Origin of the sequence: Vibrio sp. 10N.247.310.98 (assembly GCF_041467395.1) — a bacterium.
GTDB classification, from domain to species: Bacteria; Pseudomonadota; Gammaproteobacteria; order Enterobacterales; family Vibrionaceae; genus Vibrio; species Vibrio crassostreae_C.
This window is the reverse complement of sequence record NZ_JBFSUL010000026.1, coordinates 37,646-63,021: the sequence shown is the minus strand read 5'-3', so window position 1 is coordinate 63,021 and position 25,376 is coordinate 37,646. Positions and strand designations below refer to the sequence as shown.

General features: G+C 44.3%; 24 protein-coding genes. 15 read left to right on the top strand and 9 right to left on the bottom strand.

Going from position 1 to position 25,376, the window contains the following annotated elements; all coding sequences use genetic code 11:
- The first annotated feature begins 583 nt into the window (after positions 1-583).
- The 6 genes from AB6E78_RS12425 (at position 584) to AB6E78_RS12400 (ending at position 6,054) form a co-directional block, all read left to right on the top strand.
- Positions 584-1,747, top strand: a complete 1,164-nt coding sequence (locus AB6E78_RS12425; protein WP_004731486.1) for a threonine/serine exporter family protein — start codon at positions 584-586, stop codon at positions 1,745-1,747.
- Between the two features lie 179 nt (positions 1,748-1,926).
- The gene (locus tag AB6E78_RS12420; RefSeq protein ID WP_004731484.1) at positions 1,927-2,265 is read left to right on the top strand and encodes a zinc ribbon domain-containing protein YjdM; all 339 of its coding nucleotides are present in this window, start codon (positions 1,927-1,929) and stop codon (positions 2,263-2,265) included.
- A gap of 72 nt (positions 2,266-2,337) precedes the next feature.
- A complete protein-coding gene (locus AB6E78_RS12415) occupies positions 2,338-2,832 on the top strand; it encodes a GNAT family N-acetyltransferase (RefSeq protein WP_017069746.1) in 495 nt (164 codons plus the stop codon).
- Positions 2,833-2,924: 92 nt separating this feature from the next.
- The gene (locus AB6E78_RS12410) at positions 2,925-3,356 is read left to right on the top strand and encodes a GNAT family N-acetyltransferase (protein ID WP_017081499.1); all 432 of its coding nucleotides are present in this window, start codon (positions 2,925-2,927) and stop codon (positions 3,354-3,356) included.
- Between the two features lie 140 nt (positions 3,357-3,496).
- A complete protein-coding gene (locus AB6E78_RS12405; RefSeq protein WP_017081500.1) occupies positions 3,497-4,858 on the top strand; it encodes a DUF1800 family protein in 1,362 nt (453 codons plus the stop codon).
- Between the two features lie 8 nt (positions 4,859-4,866).
- Positions 4,867-6,054, top strand: coding sequence for a DUF1501 domain-containing protein (locus tag AB6E78_RS12400; protein ID WP_372133718.1), 1,188 nt, complete (start codon positions 4,867-4,869; stop codon positions 6,052-6,054).
- 68 nt (positions 6,055-6,122) lie between these two features.
- On the opposite strand, the gene AB6E78_RS12395 is transcribed toward AB6E78_RS12400, so the two are convergent.
- Positions 6,123-6,734 (bottom strand): LysE family translocator, encoded by a 612-nt coding sequence (locus AB6E78_RS12395; protein ID WP_108185392.1) that lies wholly within the window; start codon positions 6,732-6,734, stop codon positions 6,123-6,125.
- A gap of 102 nt (positions 6,735-6,836) precedes the next feature.
- Between AB6E78_RS12395 and AB6E78_RS12390 the strand changes: the two genes are divergently transcribed.
- Positions 6,837-7,721, top strand: a complete 885-nt coding sequence (locus tag AB6E78_RS12390; RefSeq protein ID WP_372133720.1) for a LysR family transcriptional regulator — start codon at positions 6,837-6,839, stop codon at positions 7,719-7,721.
- Between the two features lie 63 nt (positions 7,722-7,784).
- Here the strand turns inward: AB6E78_RS12390 and AB6E78_RS12385 are convergent, their stop codons facing one another.
- From AB6E78_RS12385 to AB6E78_RS12360, 6 genes are all read right to left on the bottom strand, one after another.
- Complete coding sequence (locus AB6E78_RS12385; protein ID WP_372133716.1) at positions 7,785-8,729, bottom strand: ADP-ribosylglycohydrolase family protein; 945 nt, start codon at positions 8,727-8,729, stop codon at positions 7,785-7,787.
- 192 nt (positions 8,730-8,921) lie between these two features.
- Positions 8,922-9,848: an amino acid ABC transporter permease gene (locus AB6E78_RS12380; protein ID WP_372133714.1), complete on the bottom strand. Its 927-nt coding sequence runs from the start codon at positions 9,846-9,848 to the stop codon at positions 8,922-8,924.
- Between the two features lie 128 nt (positions 9,849-9,976).
- On the bottom strand, positions 9,977-10,786 hold the full coding sequence (locus AB6E78_RS12375) for a transporter substrate-binding domain-containing protein (RefSeq protein WP_017067595.1): 810 nt from the start codon (positions 10,784-10,786) through the stop codon (positions 9,977-9,979).
- A 12-nt stretch (positions 10,787-10,798) separates the two neighbouring features.
- The gene (locus AB6E78_RS12370; protein WP_017062664.1) at positions 10,799-11,596 is read right to left on the bottom strand and encodes an amino acid ABC transporter permease; all 798 of its coding nucleotides are present in this window, start codon (positions 11,594-11,596) and stop codon (positions 10,799-10,801) included.
- Positions 11,596-12,342: an amino acid ABC transporter ATP-binding protein gene (locus AB6E78_RS12365; RefSeq protein WP_102398000.1), complete on the bottom strand. Its 747-nt coding sequence runs from the start codon at positions 12,340-12,342 to the stop codon at positions 11,596-11,598. The genes AB6E78_RS12370 and AB6E78_RS12365 overlap by 1 nt, the downstream gene beginning before the upstream one ends.
- A gap of 225 nt (positions 12,343-12,567) precedes the next feature.
- On the bottom strand, positions 12,568-13,716 hold the full coding sequence (locus AB6E78_RS12360) for an iron-containing alcohol dehydrogenase (protein ID WP_017062662.1): 1,149 nt from the start codon (positions 13,714-13,716) through the stop codon (positions 12,568-12,570).
- 193 nt (positions 13,717-13,909) lie between these two features.
- Here AB6E78_RS12360 and AB6E78_RS12355 point away from each other — a divergent pair, with 193 nt between their 5' ends.
- The 6 genes from AB6E78_RS12355 (at position 13,910) to AB6E78_RS12330 (ending at position 18,549) form a co-directional block, all read left to right on the top strand.
- A complete protein-coding gene (locus AB6E78_RS12355) occupies positions 13,910-14,794 on the top strand; it encodes an AraC family transcriptional regulator (RefSeq protein WP_017067592.1) in 885 nt (294 codons plus the stop codon).
- Positions 14,795-15,363: 569 nt separating this feature from the next.
- Positions 15,364-16,611, top strand: a complete 1,248-nt coding sequence (locus AB6E78_RS12350; protein WP_372133711.1) for a RidA family protein — start codon at positions 15,364-15,366, stop codon at positions 16,609-16,611.
- 213 nt (positions 16,612-16,824) lie between these two features.
- Positions 16,825-17,181, top strand: coding sequence for a hypothetical protein (locus AB6E78_RS12345; RefSeq protein ID WP_372133709.1), 357 nt, complete (start codon positions 16,825-16,827; stop codon positions 17,179-17,181).
- 94 nt (positions 17,182-17,275) lie between these two features.
- Entirely contained in the window at positions 17,276-17,425 is a 150-nt protein-coding gene (locus tag AB6E78_RS12340) for a hypothetical protein (RefSeq protein WP_372133707.1), read from the top strand.
- A gap of 106 nt (positions 17,426-17,531) precedes the next feature.
- A complete protein-coding gene (locus AB6E78_RS12335; protein WP_372133705.1) occupies positions 17,532-17,996 on the top strand; it encodes an acyltransferase in 465 nt (154 codons plus the stop codon).
- A 76-nt stretch (positions 17,997-18,072) separates the two neighbouring features.
- Positions 18,073-18,549 carry a GNAT family N-acetyltransferase gene (locus AB6E78_RS12330; protein ID WP_371714599.1) on the top strand — a complete coding sequence of 159 codons (477 nt, stop codon included), beginning with the start codon at positions 18,073-18,075 and terminating at the stop codon, positions 18,547-18,549.
- Positions 18,550-18,653: 104 nt separating this feature from the next.
- Here AB6E78_RS12330 and AB6E78_RS12325 read toward each other — a convergent pair whose 3' ends face one another.
- Entirely contained in the window at positions 18,654-19,100 is a 447-nt protein-coding gene (locus AB6E78_RS12325) for a DUF417 family protein (protein WP_017064470.1), read from the bottom strand.
- A gap of 281 nt (positions 19,101-19,381) precedes the next feature.
- Here AB6E78_RS12325 and AB6E78_RS12320 point away from each other — a divergent pair, with 281 nt between their 5' ends.
- Positions 19,382-19,744 (top strand): RidA family protein, encoded by a 363-nt coding sequence (locus AB6E78_RS12320; protein WP_017062654.1) that lies wholly within the window; start codon positions 19,382-19,384, stop codon positions 19,742-19,744.
- Positions 19,745-19,872: 128 nt separating this feature from the next.
- On the opposite strand, the gene AB6E78_RS12315 is transcribed toward AB6E78_RS12320, so the two are convergent.
- Positions 19,873-21,459, bottom strand: a complete 1,587-nt coding sequence (locus AB6E78_RS12315) for a BCCT family transporter (RefSeq protein ID WP_017062653.1) — start codon at positions 21,457-21,459, stop codon at positions 19,873-19,875.
- A 476-nt stretch (positions 21,460-21,935) separates the two neighbouring features.
- On the opposite strand from AB6E78_RS12315, the gene AB6E78_RS12310 reads away from it, so the two are divergent.
- Positions 21,936-25,109, top strand: coding sequence for a chitinase C-terminal domain-containing protein (locus AB6E78_RS12310; protein WP_372133702.1), 3,174 nt, complete (start codon positions 21,936-21,938; stop codon positions 25,107-25,109).
- Positions 25,110-25,376: the final 267 nt, after the last annotated feature.

The following is a 25,376-nucleotide window of genomic DNA, read 5'->3' as shown; positions in this document are numbered from 1 at the left end:
GAATCGAACCCGCATCATCAGCTTGGAAGGCTGAGGTAATAGCCATTATACGATGTACGCACATCGTCTTAACGAGAGTGATAATGCCACATCTAACTGAAAACGAAACCTTTTTCTTTCATTTTTATTCTAAGTGCTCGCATAACCACCACACCGCTAGTTTTTCAATCATGTTCGGCGTTTTCAGAGTGAATAAAATGTGACTAAACTCTCGTTAAACGGAGGGCGAGAAACAATGGAAAATCCCCCGCTATTTCTGTGACAAATTCGGTTTGATTTATAAACCAGTTTGTTGGTGTTAGCTTGTCATAAAACCCATACAAATTAAGGAATTTGGAGTGTTAACATAAACTGATTTTTAATCGTGTTTTGGCGTCCATTAATAACAATATGGATGCATAAATTTAACTTACCAACCAGTCGAAGTATTCAGGAAACTAATCCCAAATGAGTAGAGTTATACGCACCTTTAAGCGTTCGAAGAAAAAAGTAACGAGTTGAGTTGATAATTTACGCAAAAGTCTCGTCATTCCGTCTATCGTTTGGTACATTTGCCGCACATTTTGTCTCCCCTAAAATACCCATGCCTTCTCAGTTCCGAATTAACAAAATTGTTGAAATTGGTGACACTCTTCACCGCAGTGGTTGTGCTCCTTACAAGCTAGAGAAATACACTCAATTCTATGCAAAAAAGCATGGTGTTGATGTGATGATCCAAGCTACGCCAACTGCGATTAACTATCAATTTCCAGACGATAACAACGCCGTTATTCTTAAGCGTCTAAAGCCTGCGTCAATTAACCTGAGTTTGTTGGCCAATACGATCATTCGTATTAACCAACCGAGCAGTGAGCCTGTACCAGAGCCTGTCGGTTACTCTAAATTTGTGACGGCACTTGCCAATATGGGTATTCCGCCTGCGTATTTGATGCTGGTGGGCAGTACGTTGGAAGCGGTTGGATTTTCTGCGTTATTGGGTTTGATGGTTTGGGTATGTCAGCAAGTTCTTCATTCACGTCGTGCTATCGCGGTTGAATTCATCTCGGCACTGTTAACGGGTATTTTCGTGGCGTTTTTGGCAAGTACAGGATTGCCGATTCCGGTGTGGGCGTTGTGTATCGCCTCGATTGTCTTGTTTGTCCCCGGTTTATCCATAGCCAACGCATTAGAATGTTTGGCGTTTAATGACTTGGTTTCTGGTACCAGCTTGTTAGGGCAGAGCGCCTTAACTCTGATTAAGCTGTTTGTCGGGATTATCATGGGGCTCAACATCGGTGAAGCGATATGGGGACAAGCGGTCTCCATCGACTATACCAACGCGGTACCGATGTGGATGCACATATCTGGCTTGGTGCTGATCTCTGTGTCTATCGGTGTGATGTTCAATGCTCGCCCTAAAGACATCTTACTTGGTTTGCCAGTTGCCGTTCTCGGTATGTGGGGCCCATTCTACCTAGGTTTTGATAGTGGTTGGGTTGTCGGTACTTGGGTTACGACGGTTCTTATTACTTTGTACGGAACTTGGATTGCTAAAAAGATGGAGCTCACGGGCTCTATTTATATCGTGCAAGGGATCATCATCTTGGTTCCGGGTAGCCGAGTATTAGTGAGTGCCAGCCAGTCGGTGTTTGAACAATCGATTTTGCCTATCCCGAGTATTGGTTTATCGGCGTTATTCATGTTCTCGGCAATCGTGGCAGGGCAAATTACCGCTTACTCGATTTACTCACCAAAAGTCGAACGTTAAGCCGTTCCGCTTTTCAAACCTTTAAACAAACACAGCTTAGCGGCTGTGTTTGTTCGTTTTAGGTGCTGCTCTTTTTTGAAGACAATTAGCTCTCCGTAAAACTTGTTAGATTTATGCTCGCTAAGCCTGACAAGAGCCATTAAAATGGAACAAATTCTATTTAAATTAAGTATTAACGTATGTCTCTACCTCCTTGCCCGCAATGCCAATCTGAATATGTTTACCCAGACCAAAACAACCTAATCTGCCCTGAGTGCGCCTACGAATGGAACCCAGAAGAAGAGCGTTTAGAAAGAGAAGCCGCGCGTGTTAAGGACGTGAATGGCGTTGTATTGGAAAGTGGCGATAAAGTTACCTTCATTAAAGATCTAAAAATTAAAGGCAGTTCTAGCGTATTGAAAATTGGTACTAAAGCTGTGATTCGACGCATCAATGAAGGCAAAGATCACCAACTAGATTGCAAGCTGGATGGTGGCGGTGAAATGCTGGTTACGGCGAAGTACGTTAAGAAGCAGTAGTCGATAATAGGTCAAAATTTCGAGTCGCTCCTGAACTAAATAGCGTAGAAGCCGTTGGAGAATCAACATCATATGGACATGGTTAAAGCTGCTCTTTCACATTCAACGGCCTTTCATTACTATGTGAACGCTTGCGCTGAGGATGGGGTAGATATTTACACGGGGATTTCCGATGGCAGTGATGCCTATTTAGAAAGACGAATTGCTTATTCAAAAGGCGAGGGTTTGCCAGAAGGGTGGACGCCTGCTTCTACGTATTTTTGTATCGACTCTGGTCAAATCCTTGGTGTCATAAGAGTTCGTCATGGTACCAGTCCGCACATTCACGATGTTATTGGACATATCGGATATGAGACGCTGCCACAAGCCAGAGGGCGGGGTATCGCAAGTCATATGTTGTCTTGGGTTCAACGACACGTATTGACCGAAAGCGCTATTATTACGTGTGAGAGGGGCAATATTGCTTCGCAAAAGGTGATAGAGAAGTGCGGTGGACAATTCCTGAATACCTTTTATTCAGAGCAAGATAAACACGAAGTCTTACGTTACCAACTAGAACCAAAATGAACATTTAAGCGTGGCATTTTTGGTTGTGTCTGGGGCTCTGAATTCCGGCTTAAACGAAAATGAAACCATAGCCAATTATTGTTGGAGGTATTTTGAAGTATTCAACAAGACCGGCTCAGTCATCAGATTATGAATTTCTGTTTGAGCTCAAGAAAGCCGCTGAGTTTGAACCAATCAAGGCCGTATTTGGCTGGGATGAACAAATTCAACGAGATATACACGCCGAAGAGTGGGCAGAAGAACGCCCTGAAATCATTGAATATCAAGGTAAAGCGATTGGTAGTGTGTTGTTGCAAGACAAAGGCGAGCACTTCTATTTTTGCCGATTCTTTCTACTGCCTGAATATCATGGCAAAGGTATTGGCAGCCAAGTTTTAACGGATTGCTTAGCTCAAGCAGCCAAACTCAATAAGCCTGTGGAGTTGTGTTATTTACAAGGTAATCGAGTTGGGGAGTTGTATTTAAGGTTTGGCTTCGAAATCACCTCGCAAAACGATCAGTTTGTCTATATGTGGCGTGAATAGACACTCATTCAAAATGATCACACCGTGTCGGTAACTTGATAGGCACCTGACACTTATCTAACGTAAAACCTTGTAAAGCTCCCTATGCTTGATGACTAAGCGATTACACTTAGAAAAGATCGAGCGTAAGGGAGTGTGCAATGAATTATTACCCGACTTCAAAAATCGTGGGTGAACAAAGGTTTGGCTTTGGGCCAAAACTAGGTCAAACAACCTATTATTCTCCTGTAGAACAGTTGGATAAAAAGCCATTCGTTCACCAAGCTATACAAGACTTACCGAGTACTGAATCTACTCTGATTAAAGTAGGAGAGAATCGTGTACAACGAATGAAGGCCAAGGGTGACGAACAACAGATGCAAGCCACGAAGAAAGAAGCGCAGTCTTTTCTTCGAACGCAGTATCGACAACAAGCTCAAGCTCGCCACCTACAAAGTGTTGAAACTCCTTATGGTTTTCAAGAGCGCATCATTCAGTTTTGGAGCAATCACTTCGCCATCTCGGTCGATAATCGAAAACTGATGCCCTTGGCCGCCAGCATTGAAAACGATGTGGTTCGCCAGCATTGGAATGGTAACTTTGGCGAGATGCTGATGGCTTCTTCTAAACATCCTGCGATGCTTCTGTATCTCGACAATCAACTCTCGATTGGTCCCAATTCAAAAGTCGGAAAGCGCCGTAATAAGGGGCTCAATGAGAACCTCGCTCGTGAGATCTTAGAACTCCACACTCTTGGCGTTGACGGTTCTTATACTCAGCAAGATGTTATTGCTTTAGCAAAAGGCATTTCAGGCTGGGGCATTAAATTCAAATCTCCTGATGCTGGTTTTCGATTCGCTAATAATCTGCATGAGCCAGGAAGTATCACACTGCTTGGAAAGTCCTATTCTCAATCCGGGGTCTCGCAAGGAGAGTCGTGTTTAAAAACCTTAGCGACCCACAAAGACACTGCTGCGCACTTGGTTGATAAGCTTTGCCAGCATTTCATTGGCGACATATCTAAAGAACTCTCAGAGCAAATGGTTGCTGAATATCTGAAAGGCGAGGGAGATTTACTGCCTATCTATCGCTTGTTATTGAACAGCGCTGAGGCGAGTAAACCTAACCCTAATCGTTTTAGACCGCCGAAGGAGTGGCTGTTTGCCGTTCTTCGTAGTGCCGATATTTCTTTAAACGAGAAACAGGCATTCAATGCACTCAACAATTTAGGGCAGCCTCCTTTTAAACCGGGTTCACCTGCAGGCTGGTCGGATCAAGACAGAGACTACAATAGCCCTTCGGCGTTGACTCAACGTATGCAAGTTGCGAATAGGCTTGCGTCTGCTGCAATAAAATCGGCTAAAGCGTCAGGAGTTAAGCCGAAAGCGGTAGTGGATAAAGTGATCGCGGGTTTATATGGCGATGCTATTGATGAACACACCCAAATTGTATTGAACAAAGCCGACAGCGCTGCAATGCAACTTTCCCTGTTGTGGCTAAGCCCGCAGTTTCAATATCGTTAGGAGTGGGTATGAAAAAGCCAGATTGTTCTCAGAATAAAGCGCCACATAGTATTAACCGCCGCCAGTTCATGGGTATTGCGGCGGCTGTTGGCGTCAGTGCGATGCTGCCATTTCCAAGCTTTGCCAAAACAGGTTCAGACAATATCTTCATTTGGGTATCACTGCGTGGCGCGATGGATGGTTTAAATGTTGTAGTGCCGCATGCCGATCCGGATTACTCTAATTTGAGACCCAACATCGGATTAAAACCTGAACAGCTAGTGAAGTTGGATGATTTCTTTGGGCTTCACCCATCCCTAAAGCAATGCCATCAATGGTATGAGAGTAACGAACTCAGCTTTGTACACGCTTGTTCAACCGCTTATCGCGAGCGCTCACATTTTGATGGACAGAAGATATTGGAGAATGGCACTTCCGACCCGTTTAACACCGTAGGGTGGATTAACCGTTTACTCACGTTGAGCTCAGAAAAATACGATGGAATAGCGATTGATTCGGGCTTACCACTCATCATGCAGGGCGAATCGACCGTGGCAAGTTGGTACCCAAACCGCTTAAAAACACGTGATAAACAAACGGAACTGCTGGAAGAGTTGTTTCAAAGTGACCAAATGCTGTCTTCAAACTTTGAAAGTGTCATGAAGATAGATCAACTGGTAGGCGACCAAGGTGTCGGCAAACAGTTTAAATCATTGATGGGTAAAACAGGCGACATATTGTCGGCTGATAACGGACCAAACATCGCAGCGTTAGAACTCGGTGGGTGGGACACTCACGCCAATCAAGGCAACGTAAATGGACGGTTGAGTAATCAGCTTAAAACTTTGGATGTTGGGTTAGCGGCTCTCAAAGCTTCACTAGGTGATCGTTGGCAGAAGACAGTGATCATTGCAGCCAGTGAATTTGGTCGAACAGCAAAAGAAAACGGCACCAAAGGCACCGACCATGGCACTGGCAACGTCATGTTTGTTGCGGGTGGTGCGCTGCCATCGTTGAAAGGAGCGGGTGGTAAGGTTATTACCAATTGGCCGGGCTTGAGCCAAAGCCAGCTATATGAAGGCCGAGACCTTAGTCCAACGACTGATATGCGTTCGGTTATCAAGGGTGTGCTCAACCGACATTTATCGATAGAAGTGAAACAACTCAACGCTATCTTCCCTGATAGTGCCGATATTAGACCGATGAATCTTGTTTAGAGTTTTACCAAGACCCAGTTAGATGCGATTCAGTCGTTTGAATCGCTCTCTATTTGTGACTCGCTTGTTTACGATTTAATTGCCAACAGTGCTCCGAACGTCACTAAGCCAAATCCACACGCTTGATTAAGCCTTTTCTTTGCTCTCAATAGATGCTTTTGCAATGTACTCGAAGTAAACAGCATAGCGACAATCCCAAACCACAAGCCGTGAAGAACGATCATGTAAAGCCCATAGCCGAGTGCGACATGCTGGTTTTCCGCATCAGGTGAGATGACTTGGCTGAAGATGCTCAAAAAGAACAACATGGTTTTTGGGTTGAGCACGTTACATAAAAAGCCTTGGGCTAAATAGCGCCAAACACTGGTGCTTTGCTTTGTATCTTCGATAGGTGCAAGCTTGTTGTCTGCACTCAAGATACCTTTTAGTCCTAGATAAATAAGGTAGGCTGCACCTGCGTATCTAATCATGTCAAACAGCTGCTCATTCTGTGAGATTAAGTAACTGATCCCAAGCATTGAATAACTGATGTGAACACAAATCGCTAAACTCACACCGATTGCAGTCCAAATCCCTGCTTGTCTTCCTTGATTGACACTGTTTTTCAAAACTAAAACGAAATCAGCGCCTGGGCTGATAACAATCAATAGTCCCAATACTGCTAGGCTTAACCACTCCATAATGACTCCAACTCTTTATATTTGATGAGCCAGCATTGTATGGTTTTTTATTGCTGCCTATAATCGAAATGAATTCTACCTATCTGTGAGAAAAAATCACACATAAGACATTTGAAAGCATTTCATATTTTCCACGTAGCAGCGCATTCGAGTAGTTACAGTGAAGCGGCGGATAAACTCAATATCACACATGGCGCGGTGAGTAAGCAGATCAAGGTATTGGAAAATCACTTATCCCAAGTTTTGTTCTACAAACAGGGCAGGAATGTGTGTCTCACCAAAGAAGGGGAATTACTCAAAGGTTACACAGAGCAAGCGTTCCAAGCCTTGGAGACTGGAGTCCATAAGCTTAATCAGCTGAATCATCAAGCGTTGGAAGTTTCATGCGAACCCACATTGACCATGCGTTGGTTAATGCCTCGACTCGGTGATTTCTATAACGAATCCGGAATTGATGTTCGATTGTCGACTGCTGGTGGGCCTGTGAACTTGAATGCGACAGGGCTCGATATGGCGATTCGCCGAGACGACTTCAACGTAACCGAGCATTACAAACAGATACCGTTAGTTGAAGAGTGGGTTGGCCCTGTGTTCTCGCCTGATTACTGGCAACAGGTCAAAGACAAGCTAGCCGATGTAAAATTACTGCACAGCAGCACGCGACCAAACGCTTGGAGCCACTGGGCATCCATCACCAAAGATAGTGAATTTGATCGCCGATTGGTGTCACAAACTATATCAAACCAGACCTTTGCACACTTCTATTTCTGCTTTCAAGCGGCTGTTGATGGGCTAGGAGCGGCTCTTGGTTCTTATCCATTGGTGGTTGATGATTTGAATAGAGGCAACTTAATCGCACCGTTCGGCTTTGTGCCTTCCGGTCATCAGTACATATTGCTCACGCAAGATAGCAACCATGAAGAGCCAGAAAGCCCGTTTGTTGTTTGGCTGAAGAATGAGTTATCGCAGTGTGTTCCAACTTTATAGGAACGACATCCGACCTAGAAGTGTGCTTGTCTTATGTCAGGCTCTAGTTCGTTGTTGTGGAAATCACTCAATAGGCAAAGACAGCACACCGCCATTGAGTTCGACTTGTTTTAGCCATTCGGTTGGAATGCCTCCATCTTCCTCGTAGAAACACGCCGCTAATACCGCGCCAATTACAATTGCACGCCCGCAGCTATCGCCCCCACATAAAATGTTGTGGCGGATACCTTGTTTAAAGCTCTGAGCGCCAGCAATGATGCGAATCAGCAGCGGGAACGCGGCACTCAATTCGCAATGCAACCCGAACTTTTTCGCGGCATCTGTTATTGAAAGCTCAGGCGCTGAGAGGGCTTCATCGATTTGATCGTGTATAAACTTGCTGCAGGTTTGTCGTACCATCTCTACTGATTGTAATGGTGAATTGCCTTGTATCGCGGCTTGAATCAGTAGGGTGATGGCTTGTGCCCACTCTACCGCTTTATCATTATTATTAGTGACTCGTACCGCACTCTCTACCATTGCAGGTAAGGTGTGAGAGGTGTAAGTACACGCCACTAATGGAATGATCTTTGAGACTGCGGGGAGCTGTGTATCATCCGCGCCACAGGCAGTAATCGGGGCATTTGCCAATTCTAATTGATGGATGTTCAACAAGCTCATACGAGTCGCTTTATCAATATAGCCTCGCCAACTACCACCAAAATCAAACCAGAATCGGAAGTGCTTGATGTAGCTCGCTTCATCGTACTGTTGGTTGTCGACTAAACTGTCGACCATCGCCAATAGCTGAGCACCATACTGTGATTGTTCACCTGCGGTTTTTCCTTGGTGAGCAAAGTAGCCCTTGTCTTGATAATCGAACTGATTCGGTGAGCGAAATTCTGGCTCAAAACCTGCTACGTGTAAGATCCTCTCTTGGTCATATAGCCAGTGCAGCCCCATTGAAGCAGCGTCTCCAACTAATGCGCCGACAACGGCGTAAAAAGCTCTTTCCTTATGATTGTCCATGTTGAGCGATGTCCTTGAGATGAATCAACGTAGTTCGATACGTTAAGTATAGTGATTAGCCGAGCATTTTGCTGTGTTTCTAAGAAGAAATATGAAGGAATAAATCCTTACTGATCAATAACTTAAACCAATCAGGTGAAATGGGTAAGGGTGATGAATAGCTGGGCGAGTCGGTACTTCTTATTAATGACGTTACTGATGGTTAAGGTAAGCACTAGAACGTTGCTCAATCACTTTGAACAGACGCGAAAGCACAAAGCATAAAGCAAAATATACGAAGCCTACAATCAGCCAGATCTCGAAGATCAAACCTGACGAGTTTGCCATTTCAGTACCAACGAAAGTCATCTCTTGGATAGAAATCAGAGACACAATCGACGTGTCTTTAACCAAAGAGATTGCTTGGCCAGCCAATGGCGGTGTGATGGCCGTTAATACTTGCGGGCCAACCACAAATCGATACTTAGACAATGCCGATAAGCCGAGTGAATCGGCCGCTTCCCATTGGCCTTTTGGAATACTTTCTAAGCCAGCTCGAATCACTTCTGCGATGTAAGCCGAAGAGAGCAAACCGATACAGATAACACCAGACGTCAAGTTTTCCCAAAGGTTAGCAGGACCAAACAGAAAGGCTTGAACAGCGTTAATATCGCCGTTGTGTTCACGCAAGATACTTTCTAAACCAAGTAATGGAATCAGTTGGTTTGAAACGAAAAAATAGAATATGAAGACAAACACCAGCGGCGGAATATTTCGAACCAACTGGATAAAAATCAGTGCAGGGGTACGAAAGAAAGTGATTTTAGAGTGCCTTGCAACGCCAAGTAATGTACCAAAAGAGAGTGCTAACACCATACTCCAAACACTCAAGCGCAGTGTCGCGATCAAGCCTTGGAAAAAGTAAGGAATATTGCCTTGAGAAGGCGGAATGAAAATCAGGGTAAACGCATCTTCCCAGCGCCACTGGTAGTTAATACCAACAGCGGAACGATAATAAAGCCAGCCTGCAAACACACAAATGACAGCTAGTAACACGCCATCTAAAAGGTTAAGGCGTTGATACCAAGGCTTCATATGAACGTTGGGCTTAGGTGTTGTTAATGCGCTAGTACTACTCACGTCATTCCTGTTTAAACGATAATAATTGATGTGTTGTGAGAGGTGGCTATGAGGTCATAGCTATCTCGTTGTTTTTAACAAGGCAGCGCAAACAATGCACTGCCTCGATTCACTAGCAAAAGTTCTGATTACTGACCTTGAGCAATCTGGTCTTGCCAATCTAGAGTAGAGAACCAGTACTCGTAACGCTCTTTCAACCAACCGTCTTCAGTACGTGCTTTGATCCACTCGTTGAAGAATTCTGTCTTGTCAGTTTCACCTAGGCGAACTGCAAATGCTTCATTACCTTTTGATAGGCGTTCTTCGAATGGAATAAATAGCGTGTCTGCGTTTTTAATCGCTTCGTGTTCTGGTTTCGGGCTAGACGCGATAACCGCGTGTGCGTTGCCGTTTAATACTTCTTGGAATGCTTGAGCATCGTCATCGAACTGTAGAACTTTCGCTTTAGGGAAGGTTTCACGAGCTACTTGCACTGTGAATGCACCACGACGCGCTGCAATTTTTACACGGCGAGAATCAAAATCAGAGATTTGTGTAAAACCTTCTGCTAGCTCTTTATTCGCTGCCAGTTGAACGCCAGAGTGAGAGTATGGTTCAGTGAACAATACGCTTTTAGCGCGAGCTTCAGTGATAGACATACCGCCAATGATTACATCAAACTTGTTCGAAAGTAGAGAAGGAATAATGCCATCCCATGCCGTCGGTACGAATTCAACTTTCCAGCCAGAATCTTCAGCAAGACGTTTTGCTACATCGATTTCAAAGCCAACAAGATCGCCTTGTTTGTTACGCATCGCCCAAGGAACAAATGTCGACATACCAACGCGTAGAGAGCCACGTTCGTTTATTTTGTCTAGGTTAGGCGTTTCAGAAGCAAGTGCAGGCAAACTGACGGCAAGCGCAAGTAGGGCTGTAATTGCGGTTTTAAATAGCTTCATGCTGATAAATCCTTATTGTGTTCGCCAGTTAGCTCCGAGCTTATGCTCAAGCCAAGCTGCAACGGCAGAAAGTGAAAGTGTAAGTGCAAGGTAAATGATCGCCACAGAGAACCAAATCTCAAATGGCATCGCGGTTTCAGAAACTATGTTTCTGGCTTCGGTTGTTAGGTCAAAGATAGCCATGACACTCACAATCGAAGAGTTTTTGATAAGAGAGATCACTTCATTAGTCAAAGGTGGCAAGGTGCGTTGCACCACCTGAGGAAGAATCACATCCCAGTAAGTATAGGTCTTTGATAAACCCAAAGATTGAGCTGCTTCAAATTGTCCTCTCGCAATACCATTTAAACCAGCACGGAAGATTTCGGCGGTGTAAGCACCTTGGAAAAGTGCCAAGGCCAAAACGGCAGTGCTAAAACGATCCAGCCCTAACACGGGGCCAAACACAAAATAGAGCAAATAAATTTGTACTAATAACGGCGTGTTACGAATCAACTCAACATAGCTGGTGGCCAAGGTGCGTCCAACCACAGAATTTGAGTTTCTCAATAGCGCCGTCGTTAAGCCGATGATCAGTGTCGCGACCAAAGAAATCAGAGAGATATTGATGGTAACCAGTAGCCCTTCAACTAACTCTGCAGGCCACCATTCGCCATCTTCATAGAAAGCAATATAGTCCGGCACGCGCTCCCATTGCCAGCTGTATCCCATGGTTTGTGCGCCAGAATCGAGAATCCAGACAACAGCGGCCACTAGTACAACAATTTGTATTAGAGCGGAAAGGGCTGGTTTAATAATTCGAATCAACATCAATAAGTCAGGATCTGATTTAGGAACGCTTGAGTACGTTCATGTTGAGGGTTTTCAAAGAGCGCTTGTGGGGTATTCGATTCCACAATTTGTCCTTCATCCATGAAGATAACGCGGTCGGCCACTTGTTTTGCAAAGCCCATTTCGTGGGTGACACACACCATGGTGATGCCTTCGCTCGCCAGTTCAACCATCACATCGAGTACTTCGTTGATCATCTCCGGATCAAGCGCTGAAGTGGGTTCATCGAACAAGAGTAATTCCGGCTTCATACACAGAGAACGGGCGATAGCCACACGTTGTTGCTGGCCGCCAGAAAGTTGCACTGGGTATTTGTTGGCTTGTTCTGCAATGTGCACACGCTCGAGATAGTGCATTGCTATCTTTTCGGCTTCTTGTTTGCTTTTTTTAAGCGTACGAATTGGAGAAAGAGTAAGGTTCTCAAGCACGGTAAGATGGGGGAATAAATGAAAGTGCTGAAACACCATTCCGACTTGGCCCGGTGTGTTGAACTTATTCGGGAGCACTTGTTCTAGCACGGAAAGTTCGCCACTTTCGAAAGGTTCTAGCTGATTGATGCAACGGATCAAGGTTGATTTACCCGAACCAGACGGCCCGCAAATCACCACTATCTCTCCTTGTTCAATATTTAAATCGATACCCTTTAGGGCATGAAAATCACCATACCACTTGTTAAGTGACTTAAACTTAACCATTTCCTTGAGATTGTTCAAATCGTTGTTCATACCTAGTAAAGAGACAGGTTTACCTTAACAATATAGAAATATGATTGCACATAAAATTAGGGACTTATGAGAATTTAATAGCATCTTGTAGGGCAAATTAAAAAGCAGCGCTCAAAATGAACGCTGCTTCTGTTGTACGAAAGAAAAAAGTAATGGGTTCAGTCAGATGTGAAAATTCATCGTTGTATGACCACTATCTTTACTTTCTCTCTATTTTCCCGATTCTTAGTGAATCGCAGACTCTAGAATCTCACGTGTTTTCTCTGGCGTGATTGCTTGATTCTCACCAAGTTGTAGGTAGCCGTGTGATTCAAGTTGAGCGACAACATTGTCAATCGCCGTTGCTTTGTTTGTTTCGTAGCCGTCAAACATGGTTGCTACGTCTAGGCTGTGGTAGAACGCTTCGATTGCAGCGATTGTGCGTTCTGCTAAATCAGCACCCGCTTCTAGGCCAAATACGTTACGACCCATTTGCTCTAGCTTGCCACGTTTTGCTTCGATTTGGTTACGAAGTAGTGAAGGTTGAACAATCGCAAGCGAACGTGCGTGGTCTACGTGCCATAGTGCTGTGAATTCGTGGCCAATCATGTGAGTTGCCCAATCTTGAGGAACACCCGTACCAATTAGGCCGTTAAGCGCTTGGTTTGCTGTCCACATTAGGTTTGCACGCCATGCGTCGTTGTCACGCTCGTCGTATTGCTTACCCAGTACAAGTAGGTTCTTAAGCAGTGTTTCCGCGTAACCGTCTTGAACCATCGCGTCTGTTGGCATCGTGATGTATTGCTCACACACGTGTACCCACGCATCAACTAAACCGTTGATCAATTGGCGCTCAGGTAGAGACTTCATTACATCTGGGTCCATTACTGCAAACTTAGGCTGCACCGCAGGGTTCATGAATGCCAGTTTTTCTTGAGTTGCTTTACGCGTGATTACCGCACCCATGTTAGATTCAGAACCTGTCGCAGGAAGTGTCAGTACCGCACCGATTGGCGTCGCTTCAGTTACTTGGTGTTTGCCCGTTAGGATGTCCCAACCGTCGCCGTCATATTTAGCCGCTGCAGCAACGTACTTAGAGCCGTCGATTACTGAACCACCGCCAACAGCGATAATGAATTCTACGTTTTCTTCTTTAACAAGAGCGACTGCTTTGTCTAGCGTCTCTTTGGTAGGGTTTGCTTCAACGCCAGAGAACTCGATCCAAGAGTGATCTTTCAAAGATTCTACAACTTGGTCGTAAACACCGTTGCTCTTGATTGAACCGCCACCATAGATGACCAGTACTTTCTTCGAAGTATCAACCGCTTGGCTGATAGCGTTGATTTGGCCTTGGCCGAAATGGATAACAGTAGGGTTAACGTAAGTAAATTGCATCAGAGATTCCTTGTGTAAAGCGAAATTTGTTATTTTGGTTTATTGCTCAATTTCTATATTTGCATATTAGTACAGTAATCTAGGTCAATGAAGAGCTGTTCCTCCAAATAAATTGCCTATTTCTACAAACTTGATATTCTTCCTCTGCTTTAGCTTACTTACTCTTAGCACTTGGAATGGAAAGTCGCCACTTATGAAAACACTCGCTCAGTTGTTACAGTCATATGTAGAACACAAAGGTTGGGATGATCTCGAAGGGATCAGAGAAACTGAAATTAGCGGCGTGTGGTTGTATAGAAGCAGTGGCGGGAATCAGCGTCAGCCATTTACTTACCAGTCTGGCATTATCATGCTCGGACAGGGTAAAAAGAACATCTACATTGGCGAAAGGCCAGTGACTTACGCTGCAGGTGATTATCTTGTGGTGGGTGTGCCAATGCCGTTAGAGTGCGAAGCCTTGCCTGTTAATGGTGAACCATTGCTTGGCTTGTCGATTAGCATTGATTCTCAACGCTTGCATAGCTTAGTCAAAAAGCTCGAAGATCAAGGCTTCTTAGAGAGCTACTGCAACAAGCACAAACAGAACTCGAGTGGCTTAGAATCGACGCCAATGGAAGAGCAAATGCTAGAGAGCTTTACCCGATTGGTGAAAACGCTGCATTGCGACATTGAGGCCAACATATTGGGCGATGCCATGGTAACGGAGATTGTCTACCGCGCATTAACCGGTTCAGAAGGGCGTGTGCTGTTTGATTTAGCTCATCATGATGGCCATTACGCACGTGTTGCCAAAGCGCTGTCTAAAGTGCATGAAGAGTACGACCAAACCATCACCGTTCAATCGCTTGCTGACGAAGCCAACATGAGCGTGTCTGCCTTCCACAATGCATTCCGTAATGTCACCTTTGAATCACCTCTTCAATACTTGAAAAAGGTTAGACTTAATAAAGCCAAAGAGCTGATTCAACTAGAAGGCCTTCGTATTAGTGATGCTGCACGTCGAGTCGGTTACTCCAGCCCATCTCAATTTAGCCGCGAATTTAAGCGCCACTTCAATACTACTCCAAGAGCGGTTTAGTTCTTCTTTCAACGAAACTATGTGTTGAGAGCTATAATGCCAAAAGCTATGGTGACGATTGCTCATATTTGTTGAATTATATGAGTAAATGTATCTAATCATAGGCATTGTCAGATTGTAGGTATTTGATTCTCGAATATATTATTAACGTACTTATATAAAATAAGCTCTCGAAAATAATTAATTAAATAGCCTAAGAGTTTATGCACAGGTATAGGGGAGAAACTCACTAACTTAGCTATTAACGAAGTTTTAGTGTGAACAACCTATCAAATATTATCTAAAATTCTGGAATTACTCACCGTACTATCAGAGAGAGTATTCAGGATTATTGAATAGACTTAAAATTAAAGATAATTTAGCAGTTGATAAAGCCTAGTACGACGGATAATTAGTCGTTTGATGACTAATTATTCTGTAACTTGCTGATTTATAGTCAACTGAGAGTCTGATGGATATCACGTTTACCCTAAAATAATTCACTTAACATGGCGCTACTTTAATCATTCTTCCAAATACGATTGTTAAATATAAATACGTATACCTATTTTATTTAAAGGATAATACCGATGAGTAGCGATATCATTAAAATTTCAAGAAACACTGAAAACGCACCAATTAATTCTGTATCTACACAAACGGTCGCTTTTTCTCATTATAATAACTTTTCTGCTCAACTTCCGATTGACCCTAAAACGGGTGAAATAGTCATCGGTGATATTAAAGATCAAGCAGCACAATGTTTGAATAATATTAAAGCGATTGTTGAAAGCATCGACCATGTTATGGATGATGTCGTGAAGATTAATGTTTTCGTTAAGAATATTTCTGATATCGATGCTATTGATGAAGTTTACAAAAACTTCTTCCACAACAGCCTTCCAACACGCACTGTCGTGGGTGTCACTGCACTGCCAAGCAGCGATGCGCTGGTTCAAATGGATGCTCTCATTTCTAACGGTGAAGGCACTAAACCACAAGCTCCTTGCGCGCTAATTAAGGTCTCAAGAAATACGGATAACGCACCTCAAAGTGCTGTGTCTACGCAGACTGCAGCCTTTTCTCACTACAACAATCTTTCAGCTCAGTTGCCTATAGATGTAGCCACAGGTGAGTTGGTTGATGGTGGTATCAAAGCGCAAACAGCGCAATGTCTATCAAACATTAAAGCTATTTTAGAAAGCATCGGACACGTCATGAATGATGTGGTTAAAACGACTATCTACCTAAAAAATATCGCAGATGCGGAAGTGGTAAATGAAGTATGTGCTAAATTCTTCCCAAGCTACGTTCCTGCTCGTACTGTTGTTAACGCAGCTGAATTACCAATGGGTGCTTTAATTCAAATTGATACATCCATTTCACATGGCGACGGTACACCGCCGCAATTACCAGAAGACACTCGCTTACTGGTTATTGAAACCAATAATACTGTTTCTGCACCATTCATGCCTTATTCGCATACTGTTGCTTTCTCTCACTACAATCATATTTCATCCCAATTACCTTTAGATCCGAAAACAAATGAAATCGTTGCTGGCGGGGTAAAAGAACAAGCGGAACAATGTTTAAACAATATTAAGGCGATAATTGAAAGTGTTGACCATAGCATGGACGATACGGTGAAAATTAATATTCAACTTAAGGATATTTCAGATATTGATGTGGTAAACGAAGTCTACACCACATTCTTTAATGCTGAGCTGCCTGCAAGAACGGTAGTAGGGGTTTCAGAAATCCCAATGAATGCTTTAGTACAAATTGATGCTGTCGTTTCTAACTGTGAAGGGACACCTCCACAAGACGTTGTTGCATAAATCAATTGAACCCTTCTCGATAATATCGATCAGATCTCGGTTTAGCTTCCAAATAGGGAGCAAACTCAACAGGCCGAGATCTGATCCGTTCACTTCATTACTCAAGTCCATCGAAGCGACACACCTAAGCTTATCCCGTAAACATGGTATTTATAAGGTTGAAGTGTTTTAATATGAAAAACGGACGCTTAACGTAATAAAGAAAACCAGTTTATGCAATTTCGAGCCATTTTACTGCTATGCCTTACCCTAATAGGGTGTTCGTCCAATCAAGAGTTGGTACCCGACCCAACAACCATCACGCTATTTTATGGTGATACATCCATCGCCGCAGGTGTTTTAGAGGATAAAACATTCAATTCAGTCCTTGCCGATAGGGTTGAAAGCGTTACGTTTTCGGGCTCAATATCAAAGCAAGACTCTGGCTATTTTGTCGATATGTTAGTGATTCGAGAAACAAAAGAGCCACGTTCAACACGACAGCTTAACACCTCGCTTCTAATGAAACCGGGAGAGTTAGTAGATGTTGGCGGCGTGAATAACGATGTGTTCAGGGTAATCCTCGAGTAACAAAAATAAAGTGTTCAATTAATCTGATTTTTTGCTTTACCTCAACCTAACTTGAAGTCTTAAGCTTCTCTTACTGATTAAGAAGGAGCTTATTATGCAAAATAACTACGTAAAAGAACTCGCCGTCAAAACTTATCAAGAAGAGCTTCAGATAGAGTACGTAAAATCTAAAGCTCGCCCATTTCATGCGCCTAGCTTTATAGGTGGGGTACTGATGTCAGTCGTGTTGGTTGGAGTGTTTTAGGGAATCCTTGATCCATTACCAACTCTCAACATCTCTATTTGATACGCTTTAATGCTTACGGCACAATCGCTTAGGTTGAATTGTGACACTAGTGTCGAGAGGAAGTATGGCAAGTCCAAGAGTATTTAAGGCACAGATTACTGATATTACCTGTGGCGAGAATGTCACTATCATCGAGCCAAGCAACGTTTATGGCTGTGAGCTTAAAGATGATGTATTCATTGGCCCCTTTGTTGAGATTCAAAAGAACTCGGTGATAGGCGCGAGAAGTAAGATTCAATCTCATACTTTTATTTGCGAGTATGTGACTATTGGCAGTGACTGCTTTGTTGGTCACGGAGTCATGTTTGCCAACGACTTATTCAAAGAGGGCAAACCAGATCCCAATCCTGAAAGCTGGGGTCGTACCTGGATAGCTGACAACGTCACGATTGGTTCTAACGCCACGGTTCTGTCTGTGAGCATTTGTGAAGGTGCAGTAATCGGCGCGGGCAGTGTGGTCACCAAAGACATCACTGAGAAAGGTATTTATGCAGGCAACCCTGCTAAGAAGTTAAGAGACTTACCTTAGTTTCGAGAAGACAAAGTTACCGTTTATGATTCATAATATATGGCATCAATAGTGATTGTTAGAAAGAGAGTTGTTTATGAACATTGTGACAGTCTATAGCGGTAATCAACAGGTATACGCGAATTTGTATCAGGGGTATGCGGCCGAGTTTTCAAAGATCATTGGAGATAAACCAGACGAGTACGGTTTGTTTGAGATCTACCCGACGCTTGGTGATAGCGTTACGGGTTACTTACTCTACATTGATGGAGTTCCTGCCGCGTTAACCGCCATTGAAACCAAAGCGCCAAACGAGTTTGAGATTTGCGACTTCTATGTAGTGCCTTATTTTCGAAAAAATAAAGTAGGAAAACAGTTTATTTCTGAACTGTTTGAACATCTAAAGGGCAGTTGGGAAATCAAGCAAGTACTAGGTGCAGAGCATGCTGTTAAGTTCTGGAGAGAGGTTGTTAACGACTATACCTCAGGTAACTACGTCGAAGATCAATACCACGACGAAAAATGGGGATTGGTAACGAGACAATGCTTTAATCACGATGGTATTGCCAAGTAAAACCTTATACATCAGAAGCTGGCAGCGTCCTTCTAGCCAGCTTCGAGTCTTTTTATTTAAAGGTTTAAGGTTACTTCTAGGTTTGGCCACTTCTAGATTTACGGTTACTTCTGAGGTTTGTTATGTTCGATTACGCTAATCGCGATAGCCAAAAACAGGATATCTTTCACTAGGAAGAAGTTAGTGACTAAGATGCCATCCGATACTTTCCAAGCGTTTGGCGTTGTAACCAGGAAGCTAAGTGTCACAACAAAGATAGCCGATGCAGCAATGCCTGAGTAGAAAGCTACTGTCGGCTTCTTAAATCCAACGATCAATCCAATCGCGACGATGATCTCCGCGCCACCCACCATGTTAGACACAGCTTGTACTGAGAACAGATTGTAAAGCCAGTTCATTGCAGGATGATTCGCGATTAGCGGTTCAATGAGCATCGCTTCAGTTGGCGTAAACTTATAAATTCCAATCCAAGCGAGCACTAATGCTACTCCAACCACTCCAAGGTTATATCCCACATTACTCTGTTTTAAATCATAGGTTTGAACATGCATAAAAGTACTCCATTTAATAAAATCCTTGAATATGACCGCAAGAGTTCAGATTAAATTTCGCATTGAGAATAATAATTAATATATTTATCTAGAGATTTGACACGTGGCGACTTATTGTCTCGATAGGGGCTTAAAGGCTAGTGATGTTGAGAACCAAAGCAATGGGGAAGCGATAGTGCTGTTCAAAAGGTACCGCGAGTTTTCCAATTTTTGTTTTCAATATTCGCGATTTGGATTAGATTACGCTGATGTTCACCCTAATTATAAGAAGAGTATAACCAGTGAAAATTCATAGAATTAACCCGACCAAACGTTGGTCTGATGTAACTGTTTTTAACGGTATTGCAAGCTTTGTGGAAGTGGCAGAGACGGATACAACAGCAGGAATTAAGAGTCAGGTTCAGCAAATCTTCGAACAAGCCGAAGAAATGATGAGTTTGGTAGACAGCGACAAATCTCGCGTATTGTCAGTGACTATTTATCTCACGGATTTCGCTAACTTTGATGCACTCAATGAAGTTTGGGAAGCGTGGTTCCCTGAAGGCTGCGCGCCAAGCCGTGCATGCGTGAAAGCAGAACTTGCTAATCCTGAGCTACTGGTTGAGATGTCGTTTATGGTTGCTGCGGGTGAAAAGTTTCAATAAGCCGAACTATCGATTGAAATAAGCTTCGTAGATAGAAGTAACGAACAGATAAAACAAAGCCACTCAGGTGAATCACTTGAGTGGCTTTTTAGTGTTCTACGCTACCCGAAACTAAATCGGGTCAGGTATTAAGCGATACCTTGATCTCTTGCCATCTGCTTCGCGATCTTCGGCGCGTGCCATAGACACGGGAGCAAGATAAACGATACCGGAACCGCTGTGATTACAATGAACGACTGTAGAGCGGAGATGCCGCCTGAACCCATCGAGATAAGTGTGATCGCTACCGCACCCATGATGATACCCCAGAAGGTACGTACCGCTGCGTTTGGCTCTGTCGTACCCGTCATTACCACACTGATTGTGTAAGTCATTGAGTCACCTGTTGTCACGATGAACGTGGTCGTCAGGATCAGGAACAGAATTGCAATCAAAGTCGGGAACGGCAGTTGAGCGGTAATGGCCAGTAGCACAGCAGGAAGGTTAAAGCCTTCGAATGCACTAGAGATCACTCCTGGGTTCTCTAATTCAAACGCTAAACCGCTACCACCAACGATGCTGAACCAGAAACACGTTACAAGCGGTGCAACGATGCTGATAGAAACGATCATTTGGCGAATAGTACGGCCACGTGAGATGCGAGCAATGAAGATAGCCATCATTGGGCCATAACCTAAGAACCAACCCCAGAAGAATACCGTCCAACCACCTAGCCACGCTGTATCTTGGCGGTATAGCGCCATTGGGATGAAGTTATCAACCATTTCGCCCATACCTTGCAGGTAGCCATCAACGATGAAGCTCGTTGGGCCAACAAGAAGGATGTAGCCGATTAGACACACAGACAAGATGATGTTGTAACGGCTTACCAGTTGGATACCTTTGTTCACGCCGCTCAAAGCAGAAAGCGTGTACATTGCGATAGCAAAGATAATAACGACACTTTGTGTAGCAAAGCTGTCGGAAATACCAAACAGTTCGCTTAGCGCGTAGCTGATTTGTAGGCCAAGGAAGCCGATAGGGCCGATAGTACCTGCGGCTACAGCCACGATGCTGCATGCGTCGACTACGTTACCAACCCAGCTGTTAATCGCTTTGTCGCCAAGTACTGGGTAAAGCAGCGTGCGAGGCTTAAGAGGAAGGCCTTTGTCGTAATGCAAGTGCATTAACACGATGGAAGACAAACCACCTAAGATTGCCCATGCAAGGAAACCCCAGTGCATGAAAGATTGTGATAGAGCATTGAACGCCATCGCTTGAGGATCTGCGTTGCCATACAGTGGCGGAGCTGAAACAAAGTGAGCAATAGGCTCTGCGGCTGCCCAGAACACCCCACCGCCGGCTAGCAGCGTACATAGGACGATAGACATCCATTTAAAGGTGGTCATTTCAGGTAGGGCAAGCGTTCCTAAGCGAACGTGGCCAGTGCGACCTAGTGCAAGCACTAAACCGATAATGAAGTTGAGAAGTAGTAGGACTTGCCAGAAAGCACCGAACCATTTAGTTGAATAACTAAAGCCGATGTTTACAAGTTCGGACAACACGGAGGTGTTGGTGAAGGCTAGGATGACAAAGAGGGTTAAAAAACTGCCACTAAGCCAAAAGACTGGGTTTCCGAGTTCCAGCTTTTCACCCAAAGATTGAGCTTTATTGAAATCGATAGAAGTAGATTCTGCGTTGATGTTTTCGTTGGCGACTTGCGTCAAGTTGGACATTATTTCTTCGCTATATTTGGCTCTTTCAAGCCTATGTATTTCTCCCACACTTGCATTGGAAATGTGAGGTTCGTCAAAAAAATCCGCGATACTACCACAATTGTTAAGGAAAAGTGGGCAAATTTAGAAAAGAAATCAGTTCTACGGCGGAATCAATCCCTTTTGGTTAGTTTTAAAACGAAATTTCAGAACGAACAAATAAAGCAGATATGAATAGAGTTTTGTAATTAAGGATACGAATTAGGCGATATTTTTTAGCGTACCGAAATAAATTTAATATTAGTTGTTCGTGCAAAATAAGTGTCGACTCATTGCATGCTATAAACAAATTAATGCGAGTCATTTTATAAATATCGAATATTTTAGGTGTTAAATTGGCACTGTTACCTACAGTTGTTTTGCGAAGAGATTTAAGTGATGAGAAATATGACACTTAAATTAAGCATCTTGAAACAATAACTTAAGGGACAGCTAACATGCACCTAAACCAAGGAAGAGTGGCCAAGAAGGTTTTTACACTCAGTACTCTCACCGCGTCATGCTTAATGGCGTTCAACAGCTACGCGGCTGTGGATTGTTCAACGTTAGAAGCGTGGGATTCCGCCACGGTGTACACCGGTGGTGATCAGGTTTCACATGACGGCAGCGCGTACTCAGCGAATTACTGGAATCAAAATAACAACCCGAGCCAATTTGAGGGTGACTATGCACAATGGAAAAAGATTGATGTGTGTAGTGGTGGCGGAGGTGGCGGTACGCCAAATGAAGTACCAACGGCTTCATTAACGGCACCCTCTGCTTCTGACGTGATTACTGAAGGCGATAATGTTGTATTGAGTGCAACAGCACTAGATTCTGATGGCAGTGTGGCTTCGGTTGAGTTCTTTGTTGATGGCGCATCTGTTGCGGTAGTCACAGCGGCACCTTTCGAAGCGACTTGGGCTGCAACGTCGGGTAATCATCAGGTTTCTGTTGTTGCAACGGATAATGAAGGCGCAGCAAGTGTTGCAAGTGCGGTTTCTGTTTCTGTTTCTGTTGATTCAGCACAACCAGGGAATGAAGCACCGACAGTTTCAGTTGCACTTTCAGTGACATCTGTTGATGTTGGTGGTGTAGTCACACTGACAGCAACGGCAGCAGATAGCGATGGCACGGTTGATAAGGTTGATTTCTACGTAGCGGGTGCTCTTGTGGGCACTGCTGCAACGAGCCCTTACACGTTAGATTACACAACAACTCAAGCGGGTTCTTTAGCAGTTTACGCGAAAGCAACAGACGACCAAGGTGCGACTGCAGATTCTGCGTTGGCATCTTTGACCGTGAACGGCGCTCCAACAGTGAGCACATGTCGCCCTGATGGCTTATATCAAACTCAAGGTGTCGATGTTCCTTACTGTACAATTTACGATGATGAAGGCCGTGAGAAAATGGGCGCAGACCATCCCCGTCGTGTCATTGGTTACTTCACAAGTTGGCGTGCAGGGGATGACCCACAAGCTGCCTACCTAGTAAATGATATTCCTTGGGAACAACTCACACACATTAACTACGCTTTCGTGAGCATCGGTTCAGATGGCAAAGTAAACGTCGGTGATGTAAACGATCCAAATAACGCAGCGGTTGGTAAAGAGTGGCCGGGTGTGGAAGTTGATCCGGCATTAGGCTTCAAAGGTCACTTCGGTGCATTAGCGACAGCGAAGAAAAAACACGGCGTGAAAACGTTAATCTCAATCGGTGGTTGGGCTGAAACAGGTGGTCACTTCGCGACTGATGGCAGCCGCGTGGCTGATGGTGGTTTCTACACCATGACGACCAATGCTGATGGTTCTATCAACCATCAAGGTATCGAAACATTCGCGACTTCAGCGGTCGAAATGCTGCGTAAGTACCAGTTCGATGGTCTAGATATCGATTACGAATACCCAACTTCTATGGCTGGCGCAGGTAACCCATACGACAAAGACTTCATGGAGCCGCGTCGTCAATACCTGTGGGCGTCGTACCAAGTGTTGATGAAAGTGCTACGTGAGAAGCTCGATGCGGCGTCTGCGCAAGATGGCAATCACTACATGTTAACGATCGCAGCGCCTTCTTCTGGTTACCTATTACGCGGTATGGAAACATTCGATGTAACCAAGTACCTCGATTACGTAAACATCATGTCTTACGACCTTCACGGTGCGTGGAACGATCACGTAGGTCATAACGCAGCCTTGTTTGATACGGGTAAAGATTCAGAGCTAGCGCAGTGGAACGTATACGACACGGCGGCTTACGGTGGTATTGGTTATCTGAACACGGATTGGGCTTACCATTACTTCCGTGGTTCTATGCCAGCAGGCCGTATTAACATCGGTGTGCCTTACTACACTCGTGGTTGGCAAGGCGTAACGGGTGGTGAGAATGGTCTTTGGGGCCGAGCAGCACTGCCAAACCAATCTGAATGTTCAGCGGGTACGGGTGAAGGCGAGAAAAACAACTGTGGCCATGGCGCTATTGGTATCGACAACATGTGGCACGATACCGATCCAAAAGGTAACGAAATGGGCGCGGGTTCTAACCCTATGTGGCACGCGAAGAACCTAGAGAAGGGTATTTGGGGCTCTTACGCTGAAGCTTACAAGCTTGATCCTGTGAATGATCCTTCAGATGTTCTAACGGGCACTTACACGAGAAACTACGACAGTGTGGCGGTTGCCCCTTGGTTGTGGAACGCAGAGAAGGGCGTATTCCTTTCAACAGAAGATAAACAGTCTATCGACGTGAAAGCGGACTATGTTATCGACAAAGAGATCGGCGGCATTATGTTCTGGGAACTAGCAGGGGATTATAACTGTTATGTTCTCGATGCGAATGGCAACCGAAGCTCTATCGATACGACTGAGCAAGCGTGTAACAGCGGTAACGGTGAGTTCCACATGGGTAACACCATGACGAAAGCTATCTACGATAAGTTTAAGTCAGCAACACCATATGGAAACAAAGTAGCGACGGGTGCTATTCCAACAGAAGCGCTAGATATCGCGGTATCGGTTGGTGGCTTCAAAGTCGGTGACCAAAACTACCCAATCAACCCTAAGATCACGTTCACGAACAACACAGGGCAAGCTCTTCCGGGTGGAACTGAGTTCCAATTCGATATCCCAGTATCTGCACCTGATAACGCGAAAGATCAATCGGGTGGTGGTTTGACCGTGATTGCTTCAGGTCATACTCGCGCGGATAACATCGGTGGACTAGATGGAACCATGCACCGAGTGGCGTTTACGTTGCCGACATGGGAAGAGCTTCCTGCTGGCGGTGTGTATGAGTTAGACATGGTGTATTACTTGCCAATTTCTGGCCCTGCTAACTACGCGGTGAATGTCGGTGGCGTTGATTACGCGTTTAGCTTCGAGCAGCCAGATCTACCATTAGGTGATATCAGTTCAGGTGGCGGTAACCCTGGCGATGGTGGCACCAATCCAGGTACATGTGATACGGCAGGTTTAGCGGTTTACCCAGACTTACCTCAGAAAGATTGGGCAGGTAACCCAAGCCATGCAAACACAGGAGACCAAGTGGTTCACAACGGTAGTGTTTACCAAGCAAACTGGTGGACAAGTTCTGAACCGGGTAGCGATGGTAGCTGGACTCAAGTTTGTTCTTAATTTAATGCTAAGCAAACTATTTATAGACAATAGAGTGTAGTAATAGGTAATAAACACAAATGCTTTTAAGTCTATTTATCAGGAATTAGTATCAATTAAGTAATCAATCTAGACGTAAAATCAAAAAGCCGAACTGAATCCAGTTCGGCGTTTTTGTTATAAGTCACAGATTACGTATAGAAACCCTTAAAAATATCGACACTCGTTCAGTAAAAAATAAAAACATGATATAAAACAGTCTGTATATAAGAGAAGTCACAGCGTTAC